This window comes from Mesorhizobium sp. M0761 (genome assembly GCF_040320205.1).
Classification (GTDB): Bacteria; Pseudomonadota; Alphaproteobacteria; order Rhizobiales; family Rhizobiaceae; genus Mesorhizobium.
The window spans coordinates 89,900-114,768 of sequence record NZ_JAMYPF010000007.1; the positions used below are offsets into that span (position 1 = coordinate 89,900).

Here is a 24,869-nt window from a genome sequence, read left to right on the forward strand (position 1 = left end):
AGCCGTTCAATCGCGGATGGCCCGGCCTGCCTGCTGCAGCAATTCGAAGGCGGCGAAGCGCTTGTCGTGCCAGGGCACGAGGTCGCCACCGGCCGGGCGATAGATGTCGCCGATGCGCGACATGCCGGTCATCGCCGCGATCACATCGGGAAATTTTTGCGCCGCCACCGCAGCCAATATGGCTGAGCCGAGCAGCACCGGTTCGGGCGAGGTCGAACCGGCGACGGTCAGGCCTGTGGTGTCGGCCAAAAGCTGACGTACCAGCTCGCTTTGCGCCGCACCGCCGCTGACGACGATAGTGTCGATGGCAATGCCTTTTTTGGCCATCGCCGCCAGGATCTGGCGAACGCCGTAGCCGATGCCCAGCAGGCCGGCGACATAGAGCGCGACCAGACTGTCGAGGGACGTGTCCATGCCAAGCCCGGCGATCAGGGCCTTGGACTCAGGATCGGCGAAGGGCGAGCGGTTGCCGAGGAATTCCGGCACGACATGCAGTCCATCGGCTAGGTGCGCTACTGCGGACAGGTCGGCGGACTGCTTCGCCGCCTGCTGACCAAGCCAAGCGGTCAGGCCGAGACCTTCCGCCTTGGCTTTTGCGGATGCCTCAGCCGTGGCCGGATGGAAAGCGACGAGGTGGTCGATTGCAGCACCCGCCGCCGATTGCCCGCCTTCATTGAGCCAAAGCCCCGGCACCATCGAGGAAAAATACGGGCCCCAGACGCCGGGCACGAAGGCCGGCTCGCTGGTGCTGGCCATGGTGCAGGCCGAAGTGCCGAACACATAGGCCATGCGCGACTGCAAGGTGCCGACCGAGCCCTGCCCGCCAACCGTGCCGACGCCGCCGGCATGGGCATCGATCAGGCCGGCCGCAACCGGCGTTCCCGGCAGCAGGCCGAGATCGGCCGCGGCGGCCTCAGTCAGGCCTTGGGCAAGTGCCGTGCCGCCTTCGACGATTTCGGTGCCGATGCGGGCAAAGCCTTCATCGGCGAGCGCGCCGAGGCCGATGGCACGGAAATAGGCATCGTCCCAGCGCCGCTCATGACCGAGATAGGTCCATTTGCAGGTCAGCGTGCAGATCGAGCGCGCCAGGCTGCCGGTTGAGCGCCAGGTCAGATAGTCCGTCAGGTCGAAGAAATGCTCGGCCGCATCGAAGGTGGCGGGCAGGTTCTCGCGCAGCCACAGCAGCTTCGGCGTTTCCATTTCCGGCGAGATGGTGCCGCCGACATAGTCGAGCACGGCGTGCTTGCCGGCATTGATGCGCTGCGCCTGGTCGAGCGCGCGGTGATCCATCCAGACGATGATGTTGCGCTGACTGTCGCCGGAACTGCCGACCTGCAACGGCGCGCCGTCCTTGCCGACCACGACCAGCGAACAGGTGGCGTCGAAGCCGATGCCAGCAATGTCGCGCCCAGCGAGCCCCGACTTGGTCACCGCCTCGCGCACGCTGGCGCAAACCGCACGCCAGATGTCCTCGCTCGACTGTTCGGCGATTTCGCCGGGCTCGATGAACAGAGCGATGTCGCGCTTCGCCGAGGCAAGCATGGTGCCCTTGCTGTCGAATACCCCCGCCCTGGCACTGCCAGTGCCGACATCGATGCCGAGGAAGTGGGACATGGGAACCTCAGAAGTTAGGCAGTAGGCAGTAGGCGAGATGGTCAGCAGTGAACGGCCAGTTGCAAGAGCCTCTCCCCATTCCCTACTGCCTAATGCCTACTGCCTCACAAATCATTGCTCTGCGGCAGGATCACCAGATCCCGGATAGTGACATTTCTCGGCCTAGTCAGCATGAACAGCACGGCTTCGGCGACCTCGACCGGTTGAATCAGGCCGCCCTTGGCCAGTTCATCCTCAAGCTTGTCCTTCGGCCAGTCGCTGATCAGCGCTGTCACCACCGGCCCCGGCTGCACCGCGCCGAGGCGCAGGCCGTGCGGGGCGACCTGCCGGCGCACCGTGTGGACGAAGGCCTGCACGGCATGCTTGGAGGCGGTGTAGATCGGCTCCCAGACCACCGGCACCAGTCCGGCGATCGAGGACGTCACGATGATGTCGCCGGTCTTTCGTTCGACCATATGCGGAAGCACGGCGTGTATGGAACGGAACACCGCGTTGATGTTGAGGTTCAGCATGCGGTCCCACACATCGGGGTCGCCTTCGAGCACCGGGCCTCCGACATAGGCGCCGGCATTGGCGTGGAAGATATCGAGCTGGCCGGCCTTGTCCAGGATTTGCGGCATCATCGTCGCGACGCTGGCCGGCTCCATCAGATCGATCACCAGCGGGATCGCGTTGGGACCGAGTTCGGTGCAGACGCTTTTCAGCGCGTCGGCGGCGCGGTCGACGAGCATAACGCGAACGCCGGCGGCAATCAGCGCTCTCGCGCATTCCAGGCCTATGCCCGACGCGGCGCCGGTGATCGCCGCGACCTTTCCACTCAAATCCTGAGCCATTCTATCCTCGTATCGATTGCGGTTGCGTTCAGGCGCGGCCGTGGGAAACCCGCGAGCGGCGTGCCAGGGAGTCGACGATGACCGCAATTGCCAGAACGGCGCCGGTGATCATGTAGCGAAGCGACGATGACAGATCGAGCAAGGTCAGCCCGCTGGCGATCGACTGGATGACGATGATCCCGAGCAGCGCGGAATAGGCGCTGCCACGGCCGCCAAACAGGCTGGTGCCGCCTATGACCGCCGCCGCAATGGCGTTGAGGTTGACGTCGCCGGTGCCGGCCTGCTGGCTGGCAGAGGCCAGCCGCGCCGCCGACAGCACGCCGCCAAGGGCGGCGAACATCGAGCACATGACGAAGGCGCTGAGGTAGATCGAGCGCACCTTGATGCCGGCGCGGCGCGCCGCTTCGCGGTTGCCGCCGACGGCGGTCATCGAGCGGCCCCATTGGGTGCGGGTCAGCGCATAGTTCATCGCCACCACCAGGCCGACGAACAGGCCGAACATCCACGGTATGCCGCGCGCCTGGTTGAGATAACCGACGATCAGTTCGAGCAGGATGGTCAGGGCGGCGACGCGCACGATGAGGCCGCCGACAGACGGCGCCGACAAATTGACGGCCCGGCGGCGGCTGACGGTGCGCAGGCCGGCGATCAGCATGACAATGCCGGGCAATGCCGCCAGTGCATAGGACAGCCAGTCCGGCATGACCAGCAACTGGCCGAAATTCACCAGGTTCGAGCCATAGGGCAGATTGATCGAGCCGGTGGAGCCCAGAATATACAGCTGCAGGCCCAGCACGGCGAGCAAGCCGGCCAGCGTCGAGACGAAACTCGGCATGCCGAGCCGGTTGAACAGCAAGGCATAGAGCGCGCCGATGAAGCCGCCGACGGCGATCGCGGCGAGGATGGCGAGCGCCACCGGCCAGCCCTGGTTGACCCACAGCGTGCCGACCATGGCCGAAGCAAAGCCGCTGATCGAGCCGACCGACAGGTCGATCTCACCGACCATCAGCACACAGACGATACCGAGCGCGATGACGCCGACGGTCGAGCAGTCGAACAGGAGATTGACCAGATTGCTCGACGAGACGAAGACCGGATTGAGGGCAGTGAACACGCTCCAGATGATGACCAGTCCGACAATCACCGGCAGCGAGCCGAGGTCGCCGGAGCGGACGCGGTCGAAGAAGGCGCTGATGGCGCCACCAACGCCGGCCTGGTGCTTGACGCGGACGTCGCTGCGGTCGAGCGCCGTCGACGAGGAGGTGTCCTGCTTGGGCTCCGCGCTCATGGCCGCTGCTCCTGATTGTTCGCTTGTTCGGCGGCCTTGCGCCGTTCGGCGCGGCGCGACACTGCATTGTTGGCGGCGCCGGTGATGGCGCTGACCAGTTCCTGGTTCGAGGCGTCGGGTTCGAAGACGCCGTTGTTGCGGCCGAGCCTGAGCACCACGATGCGATCGGCGACGGCGCGCACGTCCTCCATATTGTGACTGATCATCAGCACGCCGAGCCCACGTTCGCGCACCCGGTCGATGAGGTTCAGCACTTCCGCCGTCTGGGCGACGCCAAGCGCGGCGGTCGGCTCGTCGAGGAGGATGACCTTGGGGTCGAGCAGCAGCGAGCGGGCGATCGCCACCGTCTGGCGCTGGCCGCCGGACAGCGAGGCGACCGCCTCGCGGACGCTTGGAATACGCGCCGACAATTCGTTGAGCAGCGTCCAGGCGCGAATTTCCATCGCCACCTCGTCCAGCCGCAGCGGGTTGAGCTCCTTGCCGAGAAAGATGTTGGCTACGACGTCCAGGTTTTCGCACAGCGCCAGATCCTGGAAAACGGTGGCGATGCCGAGCGTCAGCGCGGCGCTCGGGTCGGGCATCGTCACTTGCCTGCCGCGGAAATTGATGGTGCCCGAGCTCGGCTGGTGGACGCCGGCCAGAATCTTGACCAGCGTCGACTTGCCGGCGCCATTGTCGCCGACCAGCGCCACCACCTCGCCGGCATGGACATCGAGATCGATATCGGTGAGCGCCGAAACGGCGCCGAAATTCTTCGAGATGCCGCGCAGGCTGAGCACCAGCTCGCCTGCCGAAACCGGTCCGTCAGAGATGTCAGACATGGTGGCAAACCTTTCCGGATGGACGGTCAAGAGTGACTGCGAACTTCCGGCCGCCGCAAGGGCGGCCGGAAAGCAGGATCAGGATTCTAGGTCATCCTTTTATGCATGTCTTATCCCAAAACCGCTGCGCGATTTTGGGCGACCTGCATTGTCACTTTGTGATGCCGAGCTTCTTGCAGCCTTCGGCATAGCGGTCGACGCAGAGCTCTTCGGCGGTGTTGATCTTCTTGTCGATGATCTCGGCCTTGAGGTTTTCCTGCGTCACCACCGCCGGCGTGAACAGCTGCGATGGGGTGTCGTAGAGGGTCATTTCGGCCTTCGGCGTCTCGCCCGACAGAAGCTGGACGGCGACGTTGGCGGCAGCCGCCGCAACGATCTCGCTCGGCTTGGAGATGGTGTTGTACTGATCGCCGGCGATGATCAGCTGCAGTGCGGCGATCGTCGCGTCGTTGCCGGTCACCGGCGGTACCGGATCGACACCGGCGGCCTTGAAGGCGGCGATGGCGCCACCACCGGTGCCGTCATTGGCCGCAACGACGCCGACGATCTGCGTGGAGAAGCGGGTGATCTGGCCGCTTGCCCATTGCTGCGCCTTCGGCGGCGCCCATTCCGGCGTGTCGTATTCGGCAAGGATCTTGTAGCCGCTGTTGTCGAGGCTGGAATGGATGCCCTTCTTGATCAGCCCGGCGGCCGCGTCGGTCGGCGATCCGTTGATCTGCAGCAGGCCGCCGCTGGCGGGGTCGACCTTCAGCGCCTTGAGGTGTTCGACGAGCGAGTCGGCAATGGCCTTGCCGATGCCTTCATTGTTGAACGAGACGTAGAAGTCGGCAGGTGCGGTCGGGATCGGGCGATCATAGGCGATGACCTTGACGCCCTGGCTCTGCGCCAGCTTGACCAGCGAGGCGGCGGCGGTCGAGTCGACGGGGTCAAGCACGATCGCCTTGGCGCCTTGCGAGATCACCGAGTTGAACTGCTGCTGCTGGCGCGAGGCGTCGGCATCGGCGTTCTGGTAGATCACCTTGCAGCCGGGGCAGAGTTTTTTCATCTCGGCGACGAAGCCGGGATAGTCGTGCTGCTCGTAGCGCGTCGAGGCCTGGTCGGGCATCAAGAAGGCGACCGTGGCGTCGGTAACCGGGGCGGCAAAGGCAGCGGTGCCGCCAAGAAGAGAAAGAGTGAGCGCGATGGCTCCCGTCGATTTCCAGGCAAATCTGGTCATTTCGATAGCTCCGTTTCAAGGAATGGTTTCATGAAGCCCTGGACACCACATGGCGCCGGGCCTTGACTGCAGTCGGGCTGTTGCGAGGAACAACGGAGCACTTGATCCGTGCTGCGCATCCTCTTGATATCTCTGGATTTCGGGACAAGCGATCTCCAGCACGGGACGCCTCCAACGCACCCCGCGTTCTTACCTCAGTAAATGTCTAGGCTCCTCCCGGTCCTCCCTGTTAGGCGGCAATCTCCGCGCTGACGTTTTCCGCCAGCAGGGCCCTGAAGCGCGAAGGCGACATGCCTTTCTGGGTCAGGAACTGGCGGTTGAAATTCGAGATGTTGTTGTAGCCGGCGGCATAGCAGATCTCGGTGATCGGCATGTCGGCCTCGCTCATCAGCAGCTGGCAGGCAAGGTTGATGCGCAGCCGGTTGACATACTGCACCAGCGCCATGCCGGTGTGACGGCGGAAGCTGCGCGAAAACGCGCTCGGGCTGCGCCCGGCGATCGCCGCCAGATCGCTTTCGCTGAACGGCTCGGTCAGGTTGGCGTTGATATAGGCAAGCGCCTTGTTGACGCCGGCCGACATGAAGCCTGAGGGATCTGGCAGATAGCTGGCGCTGGTCAGCGTCCGCACATCGGCGGCGCGGCTCAGAATATCGATCAGCTCCATGAACAGCGCGATGCGGCGAACGCCTTGCGCTTCGACCAGTTCGGCCAGCACAGGTGCGGCGAGCTTGGCGGTAGCGGTGGAGAACAGCGCGCCGCGGCGGCTGAGCTCGAGAATGTTTTCACAACCGGCAAGTTCCGGCAACGCGGCGGTGGCGTCGGCAATGAACTCTTGCGAGAACTGCACGACGCGGCCGCGCAGCGGCACGCTGGCGCCTGCCGGCACGTCGCTGACCCAGTTGTGCGGCAGGTTCGGGCCGGTGAGCACGAGATTGCCGGGCTCGAACTCGCCGATGAAGTCACCGACGAAATAATGGCCCGTGGTGGCGACGACGTGATGGATTTCGTATTCGGGGTGGAAGTGCCAGCGCACCGTGTGGAAGGGGTAGCCGTGGGCCCAGGCCTTGAACGACTCGCCGCGTCTGATCTGGACGACTTCCAAGTCCGGATTCATGTCAGTTCCTCCCGGCGCCGGTCCGGTCATGCGACCAGTTGCAGTGCCATCTCCCGCAGGCCGCGTTTGCCGCTCTCTGCAGTGATCGAAGCTTAGGCGGCAATTCATGCAGCCGCCACCACGGTGTGTCCACCTCACTGATACTTTTTTGACGTTTTTGTGGTCAAGGCGATACGTTTGCGAGTACGCGGGAGAGATCAGGCCCCGCTTGCGAGACGGTAACGACGCAAACGTGTCGCCGGCGACGAGAGCTGGTCGTTCGATTTCGGCTCCGTCACAGTGATAGTATGCAAAGGGAGCGGATCGGCATGACAAGGACGTTCACCTACTCCGGCAGCCCTGCGTATATTGTCTTCGGCAATGGCGCGTCGTCCGAGGTGGGCACCTGGATCGAAAAGCTCGGCTGCAAGCGCGCGCTGGTGCTGTCGACGCCGCATCGGGCTGCCGACGGCGAGGCGCTTGCCAAGTCCCTCGGCGCGCTGGCGGCCGGCATCTTTTCGGGCGCCGCCATGCACACGCCGGTCGAGGTAACCCAAACGGCAATGGCCAAGGCAACCGAGGTCAAGGCTGACTGCGTTGTCGCGCTTGGCGGCGGCTCTACCACCGGTCTCGGCAAGGCGATCGCCTGGCGCACCGACCTGCCGCAGATCGTCATCCCGACCACCTATGCCGGCTCGGAGGTGACGCCGATCCTCGGTCAGACCGAGAACGGCGAAAAAACCACAATGCGTGACGCAAGGATCCTGCCGGAAGTGGTGATCTACGATCCAGAGCTGACCGTCGGCCTGCCGATAGCGATGAGCGTCGCGTCAGGACTCAACGCCATGGCGCACGCGGCCGAAGCGCTTTACGCGCAGGATCGCAATCCGATTTCCACCCTGATGGCGAAAGAAGGATTGCGCGCCATGAAGGCGGCGCTGCCGGTGTTGACCAAGGAGCCTGGAAATATCGATGCACGCGGCGATGCGCTTTACGGCGCCTGGCTGTGCGGTACGGTGCTCGGCGCCGTCGGCATGGCGCTGCATCACAAGATCTGTCACACGCTCGGCGGCTCTTTCGACATGCCGCATGCCGAGACGCATGCGGTGATGTTGCCGCACACGATCGGTTTCAACGCCGTCGCGGTGCCCGACTTGTTGAAGCCGGTCGCCGACTTGTTTGACGGCAGCGCCGGTAGCGGTCTCCACGATTTCGCCAAGGCGGTCGGCGCGCCCCTTACATTGAAAGAACTCGGCCTCAAGCAGGCCGATCTCGACCGCGCCGCCGAGATTGCGACCAGGAACCCATACTGGAATCCGCGGCCTTTCGACCGCGCCGCAATCCGCGCCCTGTTGCAGGACGCGTGGGAGGGAAGGCGTCCGCAAAACTGACGTCAACAAGCAAGGAACTTACCCGCCGCGAATTCATCAGGATACCGCCATGAGTGGCTCCGCCTGATCGGCGCAGGCCGCTCACGGTTTTGTGCGCGTGAAAAACTGCGCGGCTCGAAAAGCCCATTGACATCAGCCGTATTTTCGACGCAAACGTTATATTGTTACTGTTATACAGTTACACAGCCCGCCTCTCCGGCGACATACATTTCAGACTGCAAGGAGACCACGGATGCGTCGCATTCCCTTTCTCGCCGCGCTGCTCGTCGCGGTGCCGCTTTTGACCGGCACGGCTGCCCGCGCCGAAGACAAGCTGACCATCGTGGCGGCCGAGAATTTCTATGGCGACCTTGCCCGCCAGATCGGCGGCAGCAACGTCACCGTCACCAGCATCCTGGCCAATCCCGACGACGATCCGCATCTGTTCGAGACCAGCCCGTCGACGGCGCGCACCATCGCCGATGCCAAGATCGTCATCTATAACGGCGCCGATTACGATCCGTGGATGGACAAGCTGCTGTCGGCCTCGACAGCCAAGGATCGCACGACCATCGTCGCCGCCGACCTGATCGGCAAGAAGTCGGGCGACAACCCGCATCTGTGGTACGACCCGGCGACGCTGCCGGCCATCGCCAAGGCGCTGAGCGCCGACCTTGCCAAGCGCGATCCGGCCAATGCCGTGTATTATGAGGCGAACCTGAAGGCATTCCAGACCTCGCTCGAGGCCATTGACAAGGAAATCACCGACGTCAAGAACACCTATGCCGGCACCGAAGTGACGGCTACCGAGCCGGTCTTCGGCTACATGGCGGAAGCGCTCGGTCTCAAGATGCTGAACTACGATTTCCAGGTGGCCTTGATGAACGATGCGGAGCCGAGCGCCACGCAGGTGGCGGCGTTCGAAAACAGCCTGAAGGACGGCTCGGCCAAGATCCTGTTCTACAATTCGCAGGTGATCGACGAGGCAACGACAAGGCTGCTCGACATCGCCAAGCAGAACAAGGTCACGGTCATCGGCGTCACCGAGACGGAACCGGCGGGTCAGACGATCCAGACTTGGTTCGGCGGCCAGATCGACGCGGTCCAGAAGGCGCTCGCCGCCCGCACACAATGAATGTGACTGCGAATGAATGTGACTAAATGAACGCAATCGAATTCGACAAGGTCACGCTGACCTATGGGGGACGCCGGGTTTTATCCGACGTCTCCTTTTCTCTACCGCAAGGCGCCTTTGTCGGCCTGCTCGGCGCCAATGGCGCCGGCAAGACGACGATGCTGCGCGCCATTCTCGGCCTGATCAAACCGGCCGGCGGCGCCATTTCGGTGCTTGGCAAATCGCCGACGCGCGGCAACGCCGACATCGGCTATATGCCGCAGGCGCGGCGCGCGCTTGGCGATGTCGGCGTCAGCGGCCTCGACTTCGTGCTGAGTGCCGCCGGCGGGCATCGCTGGGGCTGGCCCGTCGCATCGGCTGCCGAGAAGGAGGCGGCGTGGAAGGCACTTGAAGAGGTGGGCGCCGGCAGCCTCGCGCGCCGTCCCTTGGGCGAGCTTTCCGGTGGCGAGCGCCAGCGCATCCTGATCGCGCAATCGTTGATCGGCAATCCGCAACTGCTTTTGCTCGACGAGCCGCTGATCAGCCTCGATGCGGGCCATCAGCGCGCGATCATCGACCTGGTGCACGACATCGGCGAGCGGCTCGGCATTGCCGTGCTGTTCTGCTCGCACGAGATCAACCCGCTGCTGCGCGCCGTCGACCGCGTGCTCTATCTCGGCAACCGCAAGGCGGCGATCGGTTCCGTCGACGAGGTCATCAGCGGTCCGGTGCTGTCGAAACTCTATGGCACGCATATCAATGTGGTGCGGGTTGCCGGCCGCATCTTCGTCATGGCCGACGATGTCGAACTGGAGAGCGGGGCGCATGTCCACGATCTTTGACTATGAATTCATGCGCAACGCCTTCTATGCCTGCACCATCGTCGGCATCGTTTCGGGCGCGGTCGGCTATTTCCTCGTGCTCCGGGGCCAGACCTTCGCCGGCCATGCGCTCTCCCATGTCGGCTTTCCCGGGGCCACCGGCGCCGGCCTGATCGGGCTGTCGCCGTTTCTCGGCCTCACCGTGTTCACCGTCGCCGCCGGCATCGGCATCGGCCTGCTCGGCGAACGCGCGCATCGCGACGTCGCCATCGGCATCGTTTTGACGCTGTCGCTCGGCCTGGGCTTGCTGTTTCTGCATTTCTACACCGCCTTCGCCTCGCAGGCGACCAACGTGCTGTTCGGCAATGTGCTGGGCATCAGCCTGCGCACCGTTATCGTGCTTGCGGTGCTGGCGGTGGCGATCCTTGTCGCGCTTTTGCTGATCGCGCGGCCGCTGCTGTTCGCCAGCCTGCAGCCGGAACTCGCCGAAGCGCGCGGCGTGCCGCTCACTCTTGTCTCGACCCTGTTCATGGTGCTGGTCGCCGTCGCCACGTCCGAGGCGGTGCAGATCGTCGGCGTGCTGCTCGTCTTCGCGCTGATGGTGGCGCCTGCAGCCACCGCGCTCAGGCTTACCAGCGGCGTCGGAGCCGGCGTGCTGACGTCCATCGCGCTTGCCGTGATCATCGCCTGGATCAGCCTGACGCTCGCCTTCCTGACCGACTGGCCGACGAGCTTCTGGATCACGGCGCTGGGCGCGGCGGCCTATGTCGTCAGCGGCATGGTCCGGCGCCCGTCCGTCCGAGAGACTCAGAGCGCCGACGCCGGCCCCTGAGGCTTGCCCTCCGGCGGGTCGATCGGGCCGGCTGGAGTGCAAAACTGACGTGAGGGAAATACACCCAAAAAAAGTCAGGTTTACAAACCGGCTCCTGAAACGTTTCAGCCGCGAAAGACAAATTCATCCAATCGCCTAGATCGCGACCTCTGTCGCGCCAAAGGGCCGCTCCGGAGCGGCCGGAACACCCGGAAAACCGCCATTTCAAGCGCATTTTGCAGCGGCGAATGGCGTCCGCGCGGCCGGTTAGAAGCTGGCCGGGAGGTGCAAAGGCGACCCCCCGCGGCCATCGCGGGCGGCGTTGACAGACCGCGGTGCTGCATGCGTATAGCAAGCCATGGGTCACGCCATGGCCGTGGCGGTTGAGACGGGGCTGGGGGGTTTCGTAACAACAGCATTGACGGCCCGGCGCCGGACGGGCGGCATGCACTCTCGAAGTGCGCCGCTCGCTCTTGGCTGACGCGCCGGCGACCGGGCAGCAGTCCTGGCCTGCGTTATCTCGACCAGGCTCCGCAGAACGCCATCGTCTCAGCTTTTCGATCCGCATCGGTTCGAAGCGAACGAGGTGACGCCCTCTTAACCGATATTCGCTTCGCTACGTCCCCCTCCCCCTGCTGGGCGAGGGGGACGCTGGCGATGAACCGCGCCGGCCGAGGTGTATCGGCACCGATCAGGAACTGCCGACGACGCGATCAAGCAAGCCTGACGACGAGCCGATCAGGCGACCCTGGCGACGTCGATCAAGCAAGCTTGACGACGTCGATCAAGCAAGCTTGACGACGAAGTGCTTGGTTACCGGCTCGAGGATCTGCCAGGTGCCCTTGAAATCGGCTTCGACCACGAACGCATCGCCCGGACCGACCTCGACAGGCGTGCCGCCATCGGGCGTGATTATGATGCGGCCGGCGATCATGTGCACGAACTCATAGTCGGTGTAGGTGGCGTGATAAGTGCCGGGCGAGGCCCGCCAGGTGCCCGACAGCACCTTGCCGTCGGCGGTGGTGTGCTGCACGGCGGTCTGCATGGTCGGCCGGCCCGCGACAACGATCCAGCCCGGTAAGTCGCCGCCCTCGGCATGCTCGACAGCGCCGAATTTGAAAATGGTGGTGTTGGTCATGGGAGGCTCCGTTTGAATTGCATGGCTGCCGGTTGGATAGCCGATGCGTGTGACGGGAGCAACGCAAGGGCCGACGTGTGGCGTCGGAGATTGGCGAACGGCGCGCGCTAATCTCCCCCAATGTTGCACTGCGTTAGATTTGTTGCATTGCGATATCGACCCATAGGGCGGAGTCTTGGTCCGACTGTCAACGGTTGCAGCGCCGTGTCCCGTTGGGCGCGAAGCTGCCGCACGTATGATCCCGGCGCGATCGTTACTCGCCGAGGCGGGGTCATGCACCAGCACGAGGTGGCAAATCGTGTCAGCATCGTTCCGGCCCGATATCGAAGGACTGCGTGCCTTGGCGGTGGCAGGCGTGATCGCCTTTCATTTCGGCTTCACCGGCCTGCCCGGCGGCTTCACCGGCGTCGACATCTTCTTCGTCATCTCGGGCTATCTGATCACAAAACACCTGCTTGCCGAAATCACCGAGACCGGGCGGCTCAACCTGTGGCGGTTCTATGCCAGGCGCGCTCGGCGGCTGTTGCCGGCGTCGCTGTTCGTCATCCTCGCCACACTGGTGGCCGGCGCCTTCATCCTGTCGCCGGAGGAACAATCGCTCTATTCCAAAGGCGCCATGTTCGCCTCGGCCTACATGATCAATCTGTGGCTGATCCGCTGGTCGTTCGATTATTTCGCCGCCGATGCGGCCAGCAACCCGTTTGTCCATTTCTGGTCGCTGTCGGTGGAGGAGCAGTTCTATGTCGCCTGGCCGGCGCTGCTTGTGCTGGCGGCATGGCTGCGCCCCGGCAAGCGCGGCGCGATCCTGGTGATCGGCATTGCCGGCCTCGTCTCGTTCGCCGTCTGCGCGTGGCTCACCACGGTCTCGCAGCCCTGGGCCTTCTATTTCTCGCCGCTACGCGCCTGGGAGTTCGCCGCCGGCGGACTGGCCAGCATGGTGCCGCAGCAAGTCTGGCAAAACCGCCCGCGGCTCGCCACGCCGCTGGCGTGGCTCGGCCTAGCGCTGATTGCCGGCGCCTATCTTTCCTTCAGCGACGAAACGCCCTTCCCGGGTTTCCTCGCCCTGGTGCCGGTGGCCGGCACCGTGCTGTTGCTGCTGGCAGGAGCGGCGCACGCGCAGCAGGAGAGCGCTAAGAAAAGCCCGATCGAGGCACTGGCGCTGGCGCCGCTGCAATGGGTCGGCAAACTCTCCTACTCGCTCTATCTCTGGCACTGGCCGGTGATCGTGTATGCCACGATGCTGACGCCGGAACTTTCGCCGCTGCAGCGGCTCGGCTGCTTGGCGCTGACGCTGGCGCTGTCGGGGTTCACCTATCATGTCATCGAAAACCCGATCCGCCGCAATGGCTGGCTGATGGCCAGTGCGGCGCGGGCGCTGGTGCCGGCCGTCCTCCTGACCGGCACCGGCGTCGCAGCCGCCTACGCCAATGCCAGGCTTGCCGTCCACGATCTGGACCCTGAGCAGCGCAGCATTGCCGCCAGCGCCGCGCAGCCGTCCACGGCGCGCGCGGCCGGCTGTATTCTCTCCTTTGAGACGGTGACGCCGAAGGCCTGCGTGTTCGGCAACAAGGACGCCGGGCGCTCGATTGCGCTGTTCGGCGATTCGCATGCCGACCACTGGTCGACGCCGCTGATCGAGGCGGCGGCCAAGAACAATTATCGCCTCGTCACCTATCTCAAATCGTCCTGCCGTGCCTCGCGGGTGACGACCTGGAACTGGCGGCTGAAGCGCGACTACACCGAATGCGACCAGTGGCGGGAGCAATCGGTCAAGGACATTATCGCGTTGCACCCGCACATGGTGGTGATCTCGGAATTCTCGATCGGCAATGTGATGAAGGAATCGCACAAGGAACTGAAGCACGCCGATTGGAACGAGGAGTGGAAGGCCGGCCTGCGCTGGACGCTGGCGGCATTCAGCCGGGCCGGGATCAAGGTCGCGGTAATCCGGGACGTTCCCTACAATGGAAGCTATGCCGACAAATGCGTGGCGCGGGCGCTGTGGCGCGGGCAGGTGCCTGAAGTCTGCGACACGCCGAGGGACGCGGCGGCGAACGACGACATCGCCGCGGCCGAGCGCGACGTCGTGCGCAGCGTGCCCGGCGCCACCTATGTCGACCTGACCAGCCAGTTCTGCGACGCCCAAACCTGCCACGTGTTCATCAACGGCCAACTCGCCTTCCGCGACCGGCACCACCTGGCGACGCCATTTGCTGAATCACTGGAGCCGGTCTTGGAGAAGGCGGTGTTTTAGGGGGCGGCGAGGTAAGGGGACCTGACGGCTGACCGCTCAGTTGATGGGAGCTATGCCACAAACACATCCTCTCGATGGTGAGCGAGGTAAGCCTGCTGCGGCGGGGTGAAGGTGCTAGTGCGCCAGACGGCGGGGGCTTCGGCAAAGCCGAAACTCTGCATCACCAATTGCTCGAAACCGAGCCGCCGCAAATCAGTCTTGTCGACGCGCTGGGATATGAGGACCTGCCCGCTATCTTCAAAACTGATGAAGCCACGGTCAAAGAGGTGGTCGGCATCAGGCGTGAGGAGCAGCCCGTTCATGCCGTCCAAGCGCTCCTGCGCGGAAGCGCATAGGCGCCAAGGCTTGATGTGGCTTGCAATCAGCAACGAGGGATTGGTGACCCCTGTGAGTCGGCACGAGCGCTCCATGGCTTCGACATTGGAACGAAATTTACCTTGGCCGCGACGAGCTTGAATGACGCTCGTCTTTACAGTGTCCTCGAGTTGGAGGTCGTCTCGGATACGGCGCTCAACGACGTCCTCTAAAACTTCATTGACGACTTCGAAAGTGAGACTGTTTGCGCCACCACGCCTCAGAGCTTCGCGGTCGAAAGCTGTACCCGCGACAATGGTGTGAAACACCTCTTGCGATACGCTCGCGAGATAGGCGTTTTGACGGCCTGATCCGGAGTTTGGGTCGATGGGCGAGTATCGGGGAGGCAGAAGCGGACCCAATTCGCCAATTATGTCCGACGGGCGCACCGTCGGCAGGAGCGGCGCCCAATACACCGGGAGAAGCCAACCTTCCTCGTTCCAATTGGCTCCAGTGTTCTTGAACTCCGGTGGTTTCGGTGCTGTGAATGCAAACTCCGCTACCCGACCAATATAGCGCACGGCTTGACCGAAAAAAGACAACACGAGGTCACCAGGTGTCGCCCGACGCATATTTTTGTAGAACTCGCTGCGTGCCCCATTCTTCTGAGTTTTGGGCGACCAGAGATATTGCCCGTCGATCTCTTGGCGGGCGGTCTGACTGTGATTTACCCACCAGAATTGCGACATCGTTTTGGTTTAATAGTTGCCGTCGGCTGGATAAGCTCTATTCGAGACCTGTCTCGCCTTCAAGCAGGGAGCCGACCTTATTGCCAGGTGCGACAGGCGGCGTAACTGCATCTTTCGGCGAGACACCAAGAAGAGCGTAGGGCGACGATAGTCGCCGCCCCCACCCCGCTTGCAAATCGCCCCCCAAATGCCATCTACATCACAGGCGCACCGCCGGTGCGCGGCATCCACGGAGCATTCACTTGACGCAGCGAAGCGGCAGTGCGGACTTGCCGCTGCATGGCGGGCGGGTTCCGAAATGGCTGGGCGATCGCATGACGCGGCTGGGCGCGGTGCTGTGCGAGGCGATCATCCATCACTATGGCCGCGACGAGCTGTTGCGGCGGCTGGCGCATCCGTTCTGGTTCCAGTCTTTCGGCGCCGTCATGGGCATGGACTGGCACTCCTCGGGCATCACCACCTCGGTCGTCGGCGCGCTGAAGCGCGGGCTGAACCCGATGTCTCGCGAGCTCGGCATCCATGTCTGCGGCGGGCGCGGCGCGCATTCGCGCAAGACGCCGCAGGAGCTGACCGCGATCGGCGAACGCGTCGGCATCGATGGCGCGGCCCTCGCCACCGCCAGCCGCCTCGTCGCCAAGGTGGACAGCGCGGCGGTGCAGGACGGCTTCGACCTCTATCTGCACGGCTTCATCGTCACCGATGACAGCCGCTGGGTGGTGGTGCAGCAAGGGATGAATGGCGACAGCCGCCAGGCGCGCCGTTATCACTGGCTGTCGGAAGGGCTGACCAGCTTCGTCGACCAGCCGCACGCGGCGATCGAGGGTGAGCGGCAGGGCGAGATCGTCAACCTCACCGACCATCGCGCCGAGCCGTCGCGGACCGGACAGCTCGACCTGTTGAAGACCATGAGCCCGGAGCGGATCCTTGACGAGCTTGCCGTGCTGGAGCCGCCGCCGAAAGCGGCGCCCGCGAAACCGCCGGGGCAGCCGATGCTGCCCAATCTGGTGATGCCGGCGCATCACGATGTGCGCGAGAGCGACATCGTCATGCACCGGCTGCACGGCAACATCTCGGCGGCCATCGAAAGCGGGCCGGCCAATTTTCCCGAACTGCTGCTGGTGCCCGGCGTCGGCGCGCGCACAGTGCGGGCGCTGGCCATGGTGGCGGAAGTGGTGCATGGCGCGCCTTGCCGGTTCTCCGACCCGGCGCGCTTTTCGCTTGCCCATGGCGGCAAGGACCGGCATCCCTTCCCGGTGCCGCTGAAAGTCTATGACGAGACGATCGCGGTGCTGAAATCGGCCGTCGGCAAGGCCAAGCTCGGCCGCGAGGAAGAGCTTGGCGCGCTGAAGCGCCTGGATGGCGAAGCGCGGCGGCTGGAGCGCTACGTCACCGGGCCGAGCCTTAAGGAGATCGTCGCCGGCGAGTTCGACCAGTCGCACCTGCTTGGCGGGCGCAGTGTGTTTGGATGGGAGACGGCGGCGGAAAGCGACGACGGTTCAGACAGGGGCCGCCAGTAGCGGCCTGTCCATCATGCAGAGATAGTGCGCGGCCGATAGAAACACGTGCTCGGCTTGTTTTGATAATGCTTGCAAAGATCCATTTCTCAAGTGATGCTCTGCCAGGCGAGGCTCGGCATGAAGACATTCGCATGGACGTTGGTTTTCGTGCTGCTGGCGATTGGCGGCGCGATCGCCCAAACGACGCCTGAGCCTGCCATACTGGCATATACACCGGCGATGCACTTCGTCGTTGTACGCAACAGCACGCCAGGATGCGAGCCGACATGCCCGGAATGGATTTCGGCGGAAGGTCACATCGTGGCCGGCACGCCAGCTTTGCTGAAGGCCTTGCTGAAAAAACTCGGCCCCCGCAAATTGCCTTTGGCGTTGAATTCCCCGGGCGGCGAGACCGATGCGGCGATGGCGCTTGGCCATATGATCCGCGCCAGCGGGCTCGACACGATGGTTGGCAAGACGGAGTTCTCCGAATGCGCGCCAGACACAAAAGCCTGCGGGCCGGGCGACCTCCGCTTCGGCGTCGCCAACCCCGTCGGCGCAGTCTGTTCGTCAGCTTGTACGATGGTTCTTGCTGGCGGCGTACGGCGCCTGGCAGACAGCCGCGCCTTTGTCGGCATTCACCGGATCATGCTGCCGACCGCCAAGAAAATCCACGGCAAGAAGACCATCGTCCTCGTTCCGATACCCAAATGGTATGAACGCAAGGTCGACAGCTATTTCACCGAGATGAAAGCAGGTTCGTGGATCGTATCGGCCATGCAAAAAATACCCGACGACAGCATACGATACCTCGTGACATACGAACTTTTGGACCTGAATCTGATAACCGAAACCGGTCACGGCGACACGCGCACCTCCATCGATATCTGCAAGACCACGCCGCCGGCGGGCAACTGCCGAACGGTCAGGCAATAGGAATAGCGGGCCACGTAGTCGTCGAAGCGCCTGTTTCTCAACAGCAACCCTTCACTTTACGCGGCACCCTTCAACAGGTCTTCCGGCCGGCCCTCGACCAGCGCAGCAATATAGCTTTCCAGGCTGGTCGTGCCGCGCTCCGGGTTTTCCGGCTCCGCCGGCTTGTCCAGCGTGGCCCCGGTCATGCGGGCATAGGACTCGGCCGCCGTTTTGGAGAAGCCGAGTTTTTCGTAGGTTTCTGTCCAGCGCTCGCGCGGCACCGTGACCACGCGCACGTTTTTGCGCAACGCCGCACTGAAGGCTGCGGCGACATCGGCGGCTGAGTAGCGCCGAGGGCCCTCGATATAGTGCGTGCCGGTCTTGTCCGCCGGCTCCAGCAGACGTCTCGCCGCGGCCTCGCCGAGATCCTGCGGCGCCACCATCGGCAGCTCGAAATCCGCCGGGAAGAAGGAGGTGATGACGCCGTCGCGCCGCGCCGTCTCCAGGGCCTGATCCCAGTTGCTCATGTAATAGGCGGCGCGGTTGATGCTTGCCGGAATGGCCTGGGCCTTCAGCTTCTGCTCGAGGCCGTAAAGGACGGTGAGATCGCCGACACCCTCGCCGGCCTGCGCGCCGTAGGTCGATTCCGCCACCAGCTTTTCGAGGCCGGAGCCCTCCAGTGCCGCCGCAATCGCGGCAACCGTCTTGCGCTCCTCGGCGTCGGTGTCGGTCGATGGATCGGCCGGCGGGTTGAGCAGAAACGCCCGCTTGCCGCGCCGCAAGATTTCACGCAGTGCCTCGACATCGAGCACATCGGCAACCGCAGCCTCCGCGCCCTGTTCAACCAACCATGCGGCCTTCGCCTCGTCGCGCGTCACCACCGTGACATCCTCGCCCTGCCGCAACAGCGCCATTGCCGCCGTCGAGCCGACATGGCCGGTACCTCCAAGAATGACATGCATGGTCTCGTCCTTCCCTTGCTGATTTCATGCCGGATTAATGGCTGGGGCGGCGAAGGGTTCAAAAATCGGGGGACGATGCTGACAGGAGGTGACGCTGGCTTTCCTCGCAATGCACGGCGCAGGGGTCGTTCGCATCTTGCAAAATTATGGAACGAGGTCGTGCCCAGCGAGTTATATTAGCGCAACCTTGAATAGGAGGCAGCTATGAGAAAGCTCCTGCTTGCTTCGGCTATCGCTATCACTGCGGCGGCGGCGATGATCGCCCCGGCGAATGCCGGCGGGCGCGTCGTGATCGGCATCGGCAACGGCAACGGCTACTATGACGATGACTACAATGACAGCTATGGCGACTATTACGATCGCTACGCTCCTCGCCCCTACTACCAGTATAATGCCTACGATAACGGCTTCAGGTACCACAGGTATCACAGGCACCATCGCCATTGCCGCATAGAGTTGGTCAAGCATTGGCGCCATCATCACAGGATCGTCGAGGAAATTCGCGTTTGCGAACGGTGATCCGATAGGGTGAAACCGGTCGGCCGGCATCTGCCGGCCGGCCGCTTCCTGCGCGGCTGCCGGCCTTATCGCGGCTTCCGCATCAGCATCGTCCCGTAACCCACGGCCAAAAGGTCGAGCCCGACCTTCAACAGCTTCACCACCACATCTCGTCCCTCGCCGGTGCGTTCGGCGAGCGCCTTCACCGACTGGCCTTCGAGGCAGATTTTGCGAACCACCTCCGCCACTTCCCAGTGGGCCATGGCGGCGATGGCATGGGTGTGGGCGCGGCCGGCGTTGAGCACGCGGTCGGGGATGCCGCCATTGATGCGGCCGCCGTCAATGCGCTCTTCCCACGGCATCGGCCGCAGCCCGTCACGCGAGGCGCGCTCGAAATCGTCGCGAAACCGCTGGCCGGCCTCACGCTGCTGGCGGGTCAGCGAGGTGATGCCGACCAGCGGATCGACATTGCGCACCCGCACGATGCCGCCGGTCGCGGTGTAGCCGTCATTGGAGACCTCGTAGACGCGCCGCGCCTCTTCGGTGCCGACGCTCAACCGCTTGCGGCCGAAGCGATCGTCCTTCAGCGCGAAATCATGGCCGATCTCGCGGCGGATGCGCACCTGCTCGGCTTCGCCCGCTGGCAGCTTCGGCGGCTGCGACTTTGCCTTCCTGGCAATCTTGCTACCCATGTATGATTCCTCCTGGTTGCGAATGGGGTGGCGTAGCAGAACCTGGGTTCCTCGCCCCACGGAGTGGGGAGAGGAACAGAGCCTCACGGGTCGCTCACACCATCTCCGCCACAGGCCGGTGGAAGCGCGCCTGGTGGTATTCGCAGTAGCTTTTCAGCGCCCTTGTGCGCAGGCCGCAGCACAGCATCTCGAGCCCCGGCCGGCTGCCGGGAGCATCGTTGTCGGGGTCTTCCTCCAGCGTCAGGTCGAGCGGCGCGCGGCAGCGGTCGAACAGGCAGTCGATGAAGCGCATGGCGGCGACATGCGGCTGACGCCCGAGCGAGGCAGGGCGCGGCGCCGGCACATTGAAGCGGTAGATTTCGCCGTCCACCACCAGCCGTCCTTCGCCCCGGATCGAGGGCGCCGGACGGGCTGGCAACAGAGGCCTGGCCGCCGATGGCTGACGGGTCGGTTTGGCGGCCGGTTTGACCGGCGCGGCCTGCTTCGAAACTCCTACTTCCGTTACGGGCTTGCTTGGCTGCGCCGGCGGATTCCTCTTGGCGGTATTCTCGTTTGCCGCAGTCTTCCCCGTCGCATTCTTCCTCGGTCGGCCGCCGGACCTGCCGCCTCTGGGGTTGGCGAAGCCGATGGTCTTCAACGCGCTGTTGCGGTGGACGATGCCGATGATGGCATTGCGCGAGACCGGACTGCCGCGCAGCGCCGTGAAGCGGACGGCGATCCCTGTGGCCGACAGGCCATCCCTCAGCCAGACGGCGATCTCCTGCAATTCGGTCTCGGTATAGGCAGTCATGTCGGTATCCATTGATTGCGCGCGCAAAGGCGGAGCGCCGGCCCGAGGGCCTACGGGAAAAAATCAGAGCGGATGGTCGGTGCGGTCAGCCGATACTGGCGGCCGGCAGCGAGCCGGCGAGATGCCGCAAGGCGGCTTCGGCGGCCGCTTTGGTGAGGGCGGAAACCGCCCTGCCCGTCAGCCGGTCGAACAGGATGACGGTGCCATCTTCCGTGCGGATGCAGGAAATACCCTGCCCGCCGGAGACAGCCCTTGGCGCACCGGCGGCGCCATGGGCCGAAGAGGTGGCCGGAGCCGGGAGAGGAGCGGCTCCGGCCGTTCCGGTCGATCGGGGGAACGACGGTTCGACCGGATCCGGGGCAAGAGCCCCGGTTTGCGTCCGGACCGGGGAGGAGGACAGCCCGGACGATGGGAGAAAGCTGAGGATGCCTGCGGAAACGCTTGCGGTTTGTTCGATCATGCGCTAAGCGTACGATATGTACGAAACGTACGCAAGCGAAATCGTACGTATTGGACGATAAATTTCAGGCAATTTGTACGATGCAGGAACCGAAGCACAGATTGCAGCAGGCACGGGCGGAGGCGGGTTATGCCTCGCCGAGCGACGCCGCGCGGGCATTGCGCGACATCAACAAGAACACGCTGATCAGTCACGAGAACGGCAACCGGCCGCTGTCGCGCAAGGCGGCGGAGAAATACGGCCGCCTGTTCGGCGTCGATCCCGGCTGGCTCTTGTTCAACGGCGACGGCGGCAGCCTTTCGGGTGGCCATTTCGGCTTTGACGAGTCGGGCCGGCAGATCCCGATGCCGTCGCTGGCCACCGTCGACGTGCCCATTGTCTCATGGATCAGCGCCGGCGAACTCGGCAGCCAGGACATGGTGGTCAATCTCAGCGACTATCCGACCATCCCCACCACCGATCTGGAGCAGGGCCAATGGATTGCGCTACGCGTCGACGGCCCGTCGATGAACAAGATCTCGCCACCGGATTCGATCATCTTCGTCAACCTCAGGGACAAGCGGCTGGTGACCAATGGCTGCTACGTCATTTCGGACGAATCCGGCCAGGCCACCTACAAGCGCTACCGCCCCAACGAGAACCCGCCCTTCCAGCCGGCCTCCTACATGGACATCCCGCCGCCGGCGCTCGAAGGCGCCATCACCATCATCGGCCGGGTGAAGCGCTCGATGATCGATATGTGAGGGAGAAGGCGGTGAGGCGCAATCTCCCGCCTCGAGGGGGAGATGGCCGGCAGGCCAGAGGGGGTCGCGGCGCGTAAGGCGCTGACGTCCTCTGTCCGCGATAGGAAGTCGCGTCAGGACGTATCGACCCCCTCTGTCGCCTTCGGCGACATCTCCCCCTCGAGGGGAGAGATTACGCGCCCAAAAACTCGTTCGTGAAATACGCTCTAAAATCCGGCTTCTCCTTCAGAACCTTGCCATCGCCATCGAGCAATATGCTGGCGTTGAAGAGATAGGTTCCCATCGCCTCGATCTTGGCCCTGTCGATGGTGCCGATGACGCCGTCCTGGCTGCGCAAGAAATGCCCGTCGACGAGCATCTTCAGCGAAGCGTGGACCAGCGCCGGGTCGGTCAGCGCGTCCTTGTTGGACGCGATCAGCAGATCGCCGGCTTCCTGCGGGTGATCGCAGGCAAATTGGTAGCCGCGCCGCGTTGCCTCGACGAAGGCCGATGCGGCCTTCGGGTTTGCCTGGAGATATGCATTGCTGGAGGCGATCAAGGTGGTGTGCTCGTCGGGCACGCCGTAGTCGGCGTAGCGGAAGCTGCGCTGCCTGACGCCTTTCAGCTCGGCAGCGACTCCTTCCCAGGTCGAGACCTCCAGCGTGAAGTCGACCGAGCCGTTGGCCAGCGCCTCATAGGCCGAGGTGCCGAGCGTCACGGTCTCGAAAACGCCCTTGCCACCATCGTGGCGGATGATGGTCGAGATCAGCGTGTTTTCCCAGGCGCTGCCGAAACCGCCATAGGTCAGGCCGTCAAGGTTTTTCGGGCCTTTGATCTCACTACGGTCCGCGTTGAAGACCAGCCGTCCGGTCTCCTGCTGGACCACGGCGTAGACCGCTTTGAGGTCGGCGCCGGCGGCCCGCTGGGTGAACAGGCCGACGCCGGCAATGCCGAAATCGGCGATGTGGTTGGCGACCAGCGTGCCGGCGCCGGTATCGCCATAGGGCAGGATCTCAACATCGAGCCCAGCCTCGTGGTAGAACCCTTTGTCGCGGGCAACGAACAGGCCGACATGGTTGGTGTTGACCGTCCAGTCGAGCGCGACGGTGATTTTTTGCGCAGCCGCATGAGCGCGCGAGGCCAGCGGCAATCCGGCGGCCAGCGTCAGCAGCAAAGCCTGCCGGCGTGTGAATTCCGTCATGAAAAACTCCTTTGAGCGGTCTGCGGGAACAAGCCCCGGTCAGTCCCGGGATTGAGCAGCGTGTCGAGGATGTCGGCTTCGAGCGCGGCGGCCTGGCGCGCGGCATCGCTGCCGGTGGTGCGCGGGCGCGGCAGCGGCACGGCGATCTCGCCGGTGATGCGGGCCGGCCGCGCCGACATCAGATAGATTCGATCGGAGAGGTAGACGGCTTCGCGCACGTCATGGGTGATCAGCAGCGCGGTCCAGCGGTGGCGCTGCCACATGCCTTCCAGCCAGCGCTGCATACCCGCGCGGGTCAGTGCATCCAGCGCGCCAAAGGGCTCGTCGAGCAGCAGCATGTCGCGCTGCTGCACCACGGTGCGCAAAAGGGCGGCGCGCTGGCGCATGCCGCCGGAAAGCTCGGCCGGCCAGGCGCGCTCGAAACCGGCAAGGCCGAACTCAGCGAACAACGGCGCGACGCGTTCGCGCGCCGCCTTGCGGCCAAGACCCTGCACTTCCAGCCCCAGCGTCACATTGTCGATGACGCGCCGCCACGGCATCAGCGCGTCGCGCTGCGGCATGAAGGCGAAGGGGCTGCCCTGCAATGGCGCGCCGTCGAAGCGCATGTCGCCCTCGCCTTTCAGCGCGCCGGTCAGCAACTGGAACAGCGTCGACTTGCCGGCGCCGGAAGGGCCGAGGATGGAGACGAACTCGCCGGCCGCGACATGAAGCGAAATGCCGGCGAGCACCTCAAGCGCGCCGAAGTTCTTCCTGATGTCCCGGAGTTCGAGCCGCGTCATTGACGGTTCTCTTCTGCAGCTTCAACCTTGCCGTCGCGGCTTTCGCTCCCTGCATTCTCCCAAGGCATGGCGAAGCGCTGGACGAGCACCGCAATGGCGAACAAGACAAGCGTGAGCGCGGCGCTGACGGCGACCGCGGCGAGCACCAGATCGGGCCGAAAGTTGTTCTTGGCATTGAGCATGTAGATGCCCAGCCCCTTCGCCGCCCCCGCATATTCGGCGAAGATCGCGCCGACGACGGCGTAGGTGATGGAGATGCGCAGCCCGGCGAAGAAATAGGGCAGCGCCGAAGGCAGGCGCGCCAGCCAGAAGATGCGCCAGCGCCCTGCCCCCATGGTGGCGAGCATCTGCGAAATCGCCTTGCTGGTCGCGGCAAAACCCTCGACCAGCGCCACCATCATCGGGAAGAAGGTAACGAGCGCCACAAGCAAGATTTTTGGCATCAGCCCGAAGCCGAACCACAGTACGATGAGCGGCGCAATCGCGACCAGCGGCAAGGTCTGGCTGACAATCAGCAGCGGAAACAGCGCGCGGCGCAGCGGGGCCAAGAAATCGACCACCGCCGAAAGCACGAAGGCAGCGACCAACGAGCAGGCGAAGCCGGCTGATGTGGCGCGGATGGTGGGCAGCGTGTTGTCGGCAAGGGCAGCGCGATGCTCCCAGGCCTGCTGCAGCACGCGCGACGGCGCCGGCAGCATGGTGGGCGCAGCGCCACCATAGCGGGCGTAGAGCTCCCACGCCGCGAGGAGCAGGGCGGAGGCGCAGGCGGCGGGGATGGTCTTGGCGATGGCTGCGGCTAATCTCCCCCCTCGAGGGGGAGATGTCGCCGAAGGCGACAGAGGGGGTCGTCTCGCATAGAGCGCCCACGCCTTGCCGATGCGAAAAGGACGTCGGCGCTCCACGCGCTGGGACCCCCTCTGGCCTGCCGGCCATCTCCT

General features: G+C 64.3%; 24 protein-coding genes. 9 read left to right on the plus strand and 15 right to left on the minus strand.

What is annotated here, in order from left to right; genetic code table 11:
• Positions 1 to 6: 6 nt before the first annotated feature.
• The 6 genes from NKI32_RS13935 to NKI32_RS13960 all read right to left on the minus strand — a co-directional run bounded on the left by NKI32_RS13935 (position 7) and on the right by NKI32_RS13960 (position 6,886).
• The gene (locus tag NKI32_RS13935; protein WP_023742397.1) at positions 7 to 1,614 is read right to left on the minus strand and encodes an FGGY-family carbohydrate kinase; all 1,608 of its coding nucleotides are present in this window, start codon (positions 1,612 to 1,614) and stop codon (positions 7 to 9) included.
• A gap of 104 nt (positions 1,615 to 1,718) precedes the next feature.
• On the minus strand, positions 1,719 to 2,447 hold the full coding sequence (locus NKI32_RS13940) for an SDR family oxidoreductase (protein WP_023754634.1): 729 nt from the start codon (positions 2,445 to 2,447) through the stop codon (positions 1,719 to 1,721).
• Between the two features lie 28 nt (positions 2,448 to 2,475).
• A complete protein-coding gene (locus NKI32_RS13945) occupies positions 2,476 to 3,735 on the minus strand; it encodes a sugar ABC transporter permease (RefSeq protein ID WP_023695496.1) in 1,260 nt (419 codons plus the stop codon).
• Positions 3,732 to 4,556: an ATP-binding cassette domain-containing protein gene (locus NKI32_RS13950; RefSeq protein WP_023695497.1), complete on the minus strand. Its 825-nt coding sequence runs from the start codon at positions 4,554 to 4,556 to the stop codon at positions 3,732 to 3,734. The genes NKI32_RS13945 and NKI32_RS13950 overlap by 4 nt, the downstream gene beginning before the upstream one ends.
• Before the next feature lie 151 nt (positions 4,557 to 4,707).
• On the minus strand, positions 4,708 to 5,772 hold the full coding sequence (locus NKI32_RS13955; protein ID WP_023672498.1) for an ABC transporter substrate-binding protein: 1,065 nt from the start codon (positions 5,770 to 5,772) through the stop codon (positions 4,708 to 4,710).
• Between the two features lie 229 nt (positions 5,773 to 6,001).
• Entirely contained in the window at positions 6,002 to 6,886 is an 885-nt protein-coding gene (locus NKI32_RS13960) for an AraC family transcriptional regulator (RefSeq protein ID WP_023702911.1), read from the minus strand.
• 308 nt (positions 6,887 to 7,194) lie between these two features.
• On the opposite strand from NKI32_RS13960, the gene NKI32_RS13965 reads away from it, so the two are divergent.
• From NKI32_RS13965 to NKI32_RS13980, 4 genes are all read left to right on the plus strand, one after another.
• Entirely contained in the window at positions 7,195 to 8,256 is a 1,062-nt protein-coding gene (locus tag NKI32_RS13965) for a maleylacetate reductase (protein WP_353002850.1), read from the plus strand.
• Positions 8,257 to 8,488: 232 nt separating this feature from the next.
• Positions 8,489 to 9,370: a metal ABC transporter solute-binding protein, Zn/Mn family gene (locus NKI32_RS13970; protein ID WP_353002851.1), complete on the plus strand. Its 882-nt coding sequence runs from the start codon at positions 8,489 to 8,491 to the stop codon at positions 9,368 to 9,370.
• A gap of 26 nt (positions 9,371 to 9,396) precedes the next feature.
• Positions 9,397 to 10,191 carry a metal ABC transporter ATP-binding protein gene (locus tag NKI32_RS13975; RefSeq protein WP_023735454.1) on the plus strand — a complete coding sequence of 265 codons (795 nt, stop codon included), beginning with the start codon at positions 9,397 to 9,399 and terminating at the stop codon, positions 10,189 to 10,191.
• Positions 10,175 to 11,002 carry a metal ABC transporter permease gene (locus tag NKI32_RS13980; protein WP_023685454.1) on the plus strand — a complete coding sequence of 276 codons (828 nt, stop codon included), beginning with the start codon at positions 10,175 to 10,177 and terminating at the stop codon, positions 11,000 to 11,002. Before NKI32_RS13975 ends, NKI32_RS13980 begins: the two co-directional genes overlap by 17 nt.
• Positions 11,003 to 11,765: 763 nt before the next feature.
• On the opposite strand, the gene NKI32_RS13985 is transcribed toward NKI32_RS13980, so the two are convergent.
• Positions 11,766 to 12,119: a cupin domain-containing protein gene (locus tag NKI32_RS13985; protein WP_023688994.1), complete on the minus strand. Its 354-nt coding sequence runs from the start codon at positions 12,117 to 12,119 to the stop codon at positions 11,766 to 11,768.
• A gap of 298 nt (positions 12,120 to 12,417) precedes the next feature.
• Here NKI32_RS13985 and NKI32_RS13990 point away from each other — a divergent pair, with 298 nt between their 5' ends.
• The gene (locus NKI32_RS13990; protein ID WP_353002852.1) at positions 12,418 to 14,373 is read left to right on the plus strand and encodes an acyltransferase family protein; all 1,956 of its coding nucleotides are present in this window, start codon (positions 12,418 to 12,420) and stop codon (positions 14,371 to 14,373) included.
• Positions 14,374 to 14,423: 50 nt separating this feature from the next.
• Here the strand turns inward: NKI32_RS13990 and NKI32_RS13995 are convergent, their stop codons facing one another.
• Positions 14,424 to 15,416, minus strand: a complete 993-nt coding sequence (locus NKI32_RS13995; protein ID WP_352638774.1) for an HNH endonuclease — start codon at positions 15,414 to 15,416, stop codon at positions 14,424 to 14,426.
• A gap of 242 nt (positions 15,417 to 15,658) precedes the next feature.
• On the opposite strand from NKI32_RS13995, the gene NKI32_RS14000 reads away from it, so the two are divergent.
• Positions 15,659 to 16,933 carry a DUF763 domain-containing protein gene (locus NKI32_RS14000; RefSeq protein ID WP_353002853.1) on the plus strand — a complete coding sequence of 425 codons (1,275 nt, stop codon included), beginning with the start codon at positions 15,659 to 15,661 and terminating at the stop codon, positions 16,931 to 16,933.
• 117 nt (positions 16,934 to 17,050) lie between these two features.
• A complete protein-coding gene (locus NKI32_RS14005; RefSeq protein WP_353002854.1) occupies positions 17,051 to 17,848 on the plus strand; it encodes a COG3904 family protein in 798 nt (265 codons plus the stop codon).
• Between the two features lie 56 nt (positions 17,849 to 17,904).
• Here NKI32_RS14005 and NKI32_RS14010 read toward each other — a convergent pair whose 3' ends face one another.
• On the minus strand, positions 17,905 to 18,789 hold the full coding sequence (locus NKI32_RS14010) for an NmrA family NAD(P)-binding protein (RefSeq protein WP_353002855.1): 885 nt from the start codon (positions 18,787 to 18,789) through the stop codon (positions 17,905 to 17,907).
• 204 nt (positions 18,790 to 18,993) lie between these two features.
• Here NKI32_RS14010 and NKI32_RS14015 point away from each other — a divergent pair, with 204 nt between their 5' ends.
• On the plus strand, positions 18,994 to 19,308 hold the full coding sequence (locus tag NKI32_RS14015) for a hypothetical protein (protein WP_353002856.1): 315 nt from the start codon (positions 18,994 to 18,996) through the stop codon (positions 19,306 to 19,308).
• Between the two features lie 65 nt (positions 19,309 to 19,373).
• Here NKI32_RS14015 and NKI32_RS14020 read toward each other — a convergent pair whose 3' ends face one another.
• The 3 genes from NKI32_RS14020 to NKI32_RS14030 all read right to left on the minus strand — a co-directional run bounded on the left by NKI32_RS14020 (position 19,374) and on the right by NKI32_RS14030 (position 21,229).
• Complete coding sequence (locus tag NKI32_RS14020; RefSeq protein WP_353002857.1) at positions 19,374 to 19,979, minus strand: DUF6456 domain-containing protein; 606 nt, start codon at positions 19,977 to 19,979, stop codon at positions 19,374 to 19,376.
• A gap of 94 nt (positions 19,980 to 20,073) precedes the next feature.
• Positions 20,074 to 20,769 carry a GcrA cell cycle regulator gene (locus NKI32_RS14025; RefSeq protein WP_353002858.1) on the minus strand — a complete coding sequence of 232 codons (696 nt, stop codon included), beginning with the start codon at positions 20,767 to 20,769 and terminating at the stop codon, positions 20,074 to 20,076.
• A gap of 85 nt (positions 20,770 to 20,854) precedes the next feature.
• Positions 20,855 to 21,229 (minus strand): hypothetical protein, encoded by a 375-nt coding sequence (locus tag NKI32_RS14030; protein ID WP_353002859.1) that lies wholly within the window; start codon positions 21,227 to 21,229, stop codon positions 20,855 to 20,857.
• A gap of 80 nt (positions 21,230 to 21,309) precedes the next feature.
• Between NKI32_RS14030 and NKI32_RS14035 the strand changes: the two genes are divergently transcribed.
• Positions 21,310 to 21,972 (plus strand): LexA family transcriptional regulator, encoded by a 663-nt coding sequence (locus NKI32_RS14035; protein ID WP_353002860.1) that lies wholly within the window; start codon positions 21,310 to 21,312, stop codon positions 21,970 to 21,972.
• A 172-nt stretch (positions 21,973 to 22,144) separates the two neighbouring features.
• On the opposite strand, the gene NKI32_RS14040 is transcribed toward NKI32_RS14035, so the two are convergent.
• The 3 genes from NKI32_RS14040 to NKI32_RS14050 are packed head-to-tail and all read right to left on the minus strand — an operon-like array spanning position 22,145 to position 24,770.
• A complete protein-coding gene (locus NKI32_RS14040) occupies positions 22,145 to 23,152 on the minus strand; it encodes an ABC transporter substrate-binding protein (protein ID WP_353002861.1) in 1,008 nt (335 codons plus the stop codon).
• Positions 23,149 to 23,931 (minus strand): ABC transporter ATP-binding protein, encoded by a 783-nt coding sequence (locus NKI32_RS14045; RefSeq protein ID WP_353002862.1) that lies wholly within the window; start codon positions 23,929 to 23,931, stop codon positions 23,149 to 23,151. The genes NKI32_RS14040 and NKI32_RS14045 overlap by 4 nt, the downstream gene beginning before the upstream one ends.
• The gene (locus NKI32_RS14050; RefSeq protein ID WP_023735462.1) at positions 23,928 to 24,770 is read right to left on the minus strand and encodes an ABC transporter permease; all 843 of its coding nucleotides are present in this window, start codon (positions 24,768 to 24,770) and stop codon (positions 23,928 to 23,930) included. The genes NKI32_RS14045 and NKI32_RS14050 overlap by 4 nt, the downstream gene beginning before the upstream one ends.
• Between the last annotated feature and the right edge of the window lie 99 nt (positions 24,771 to 24,869).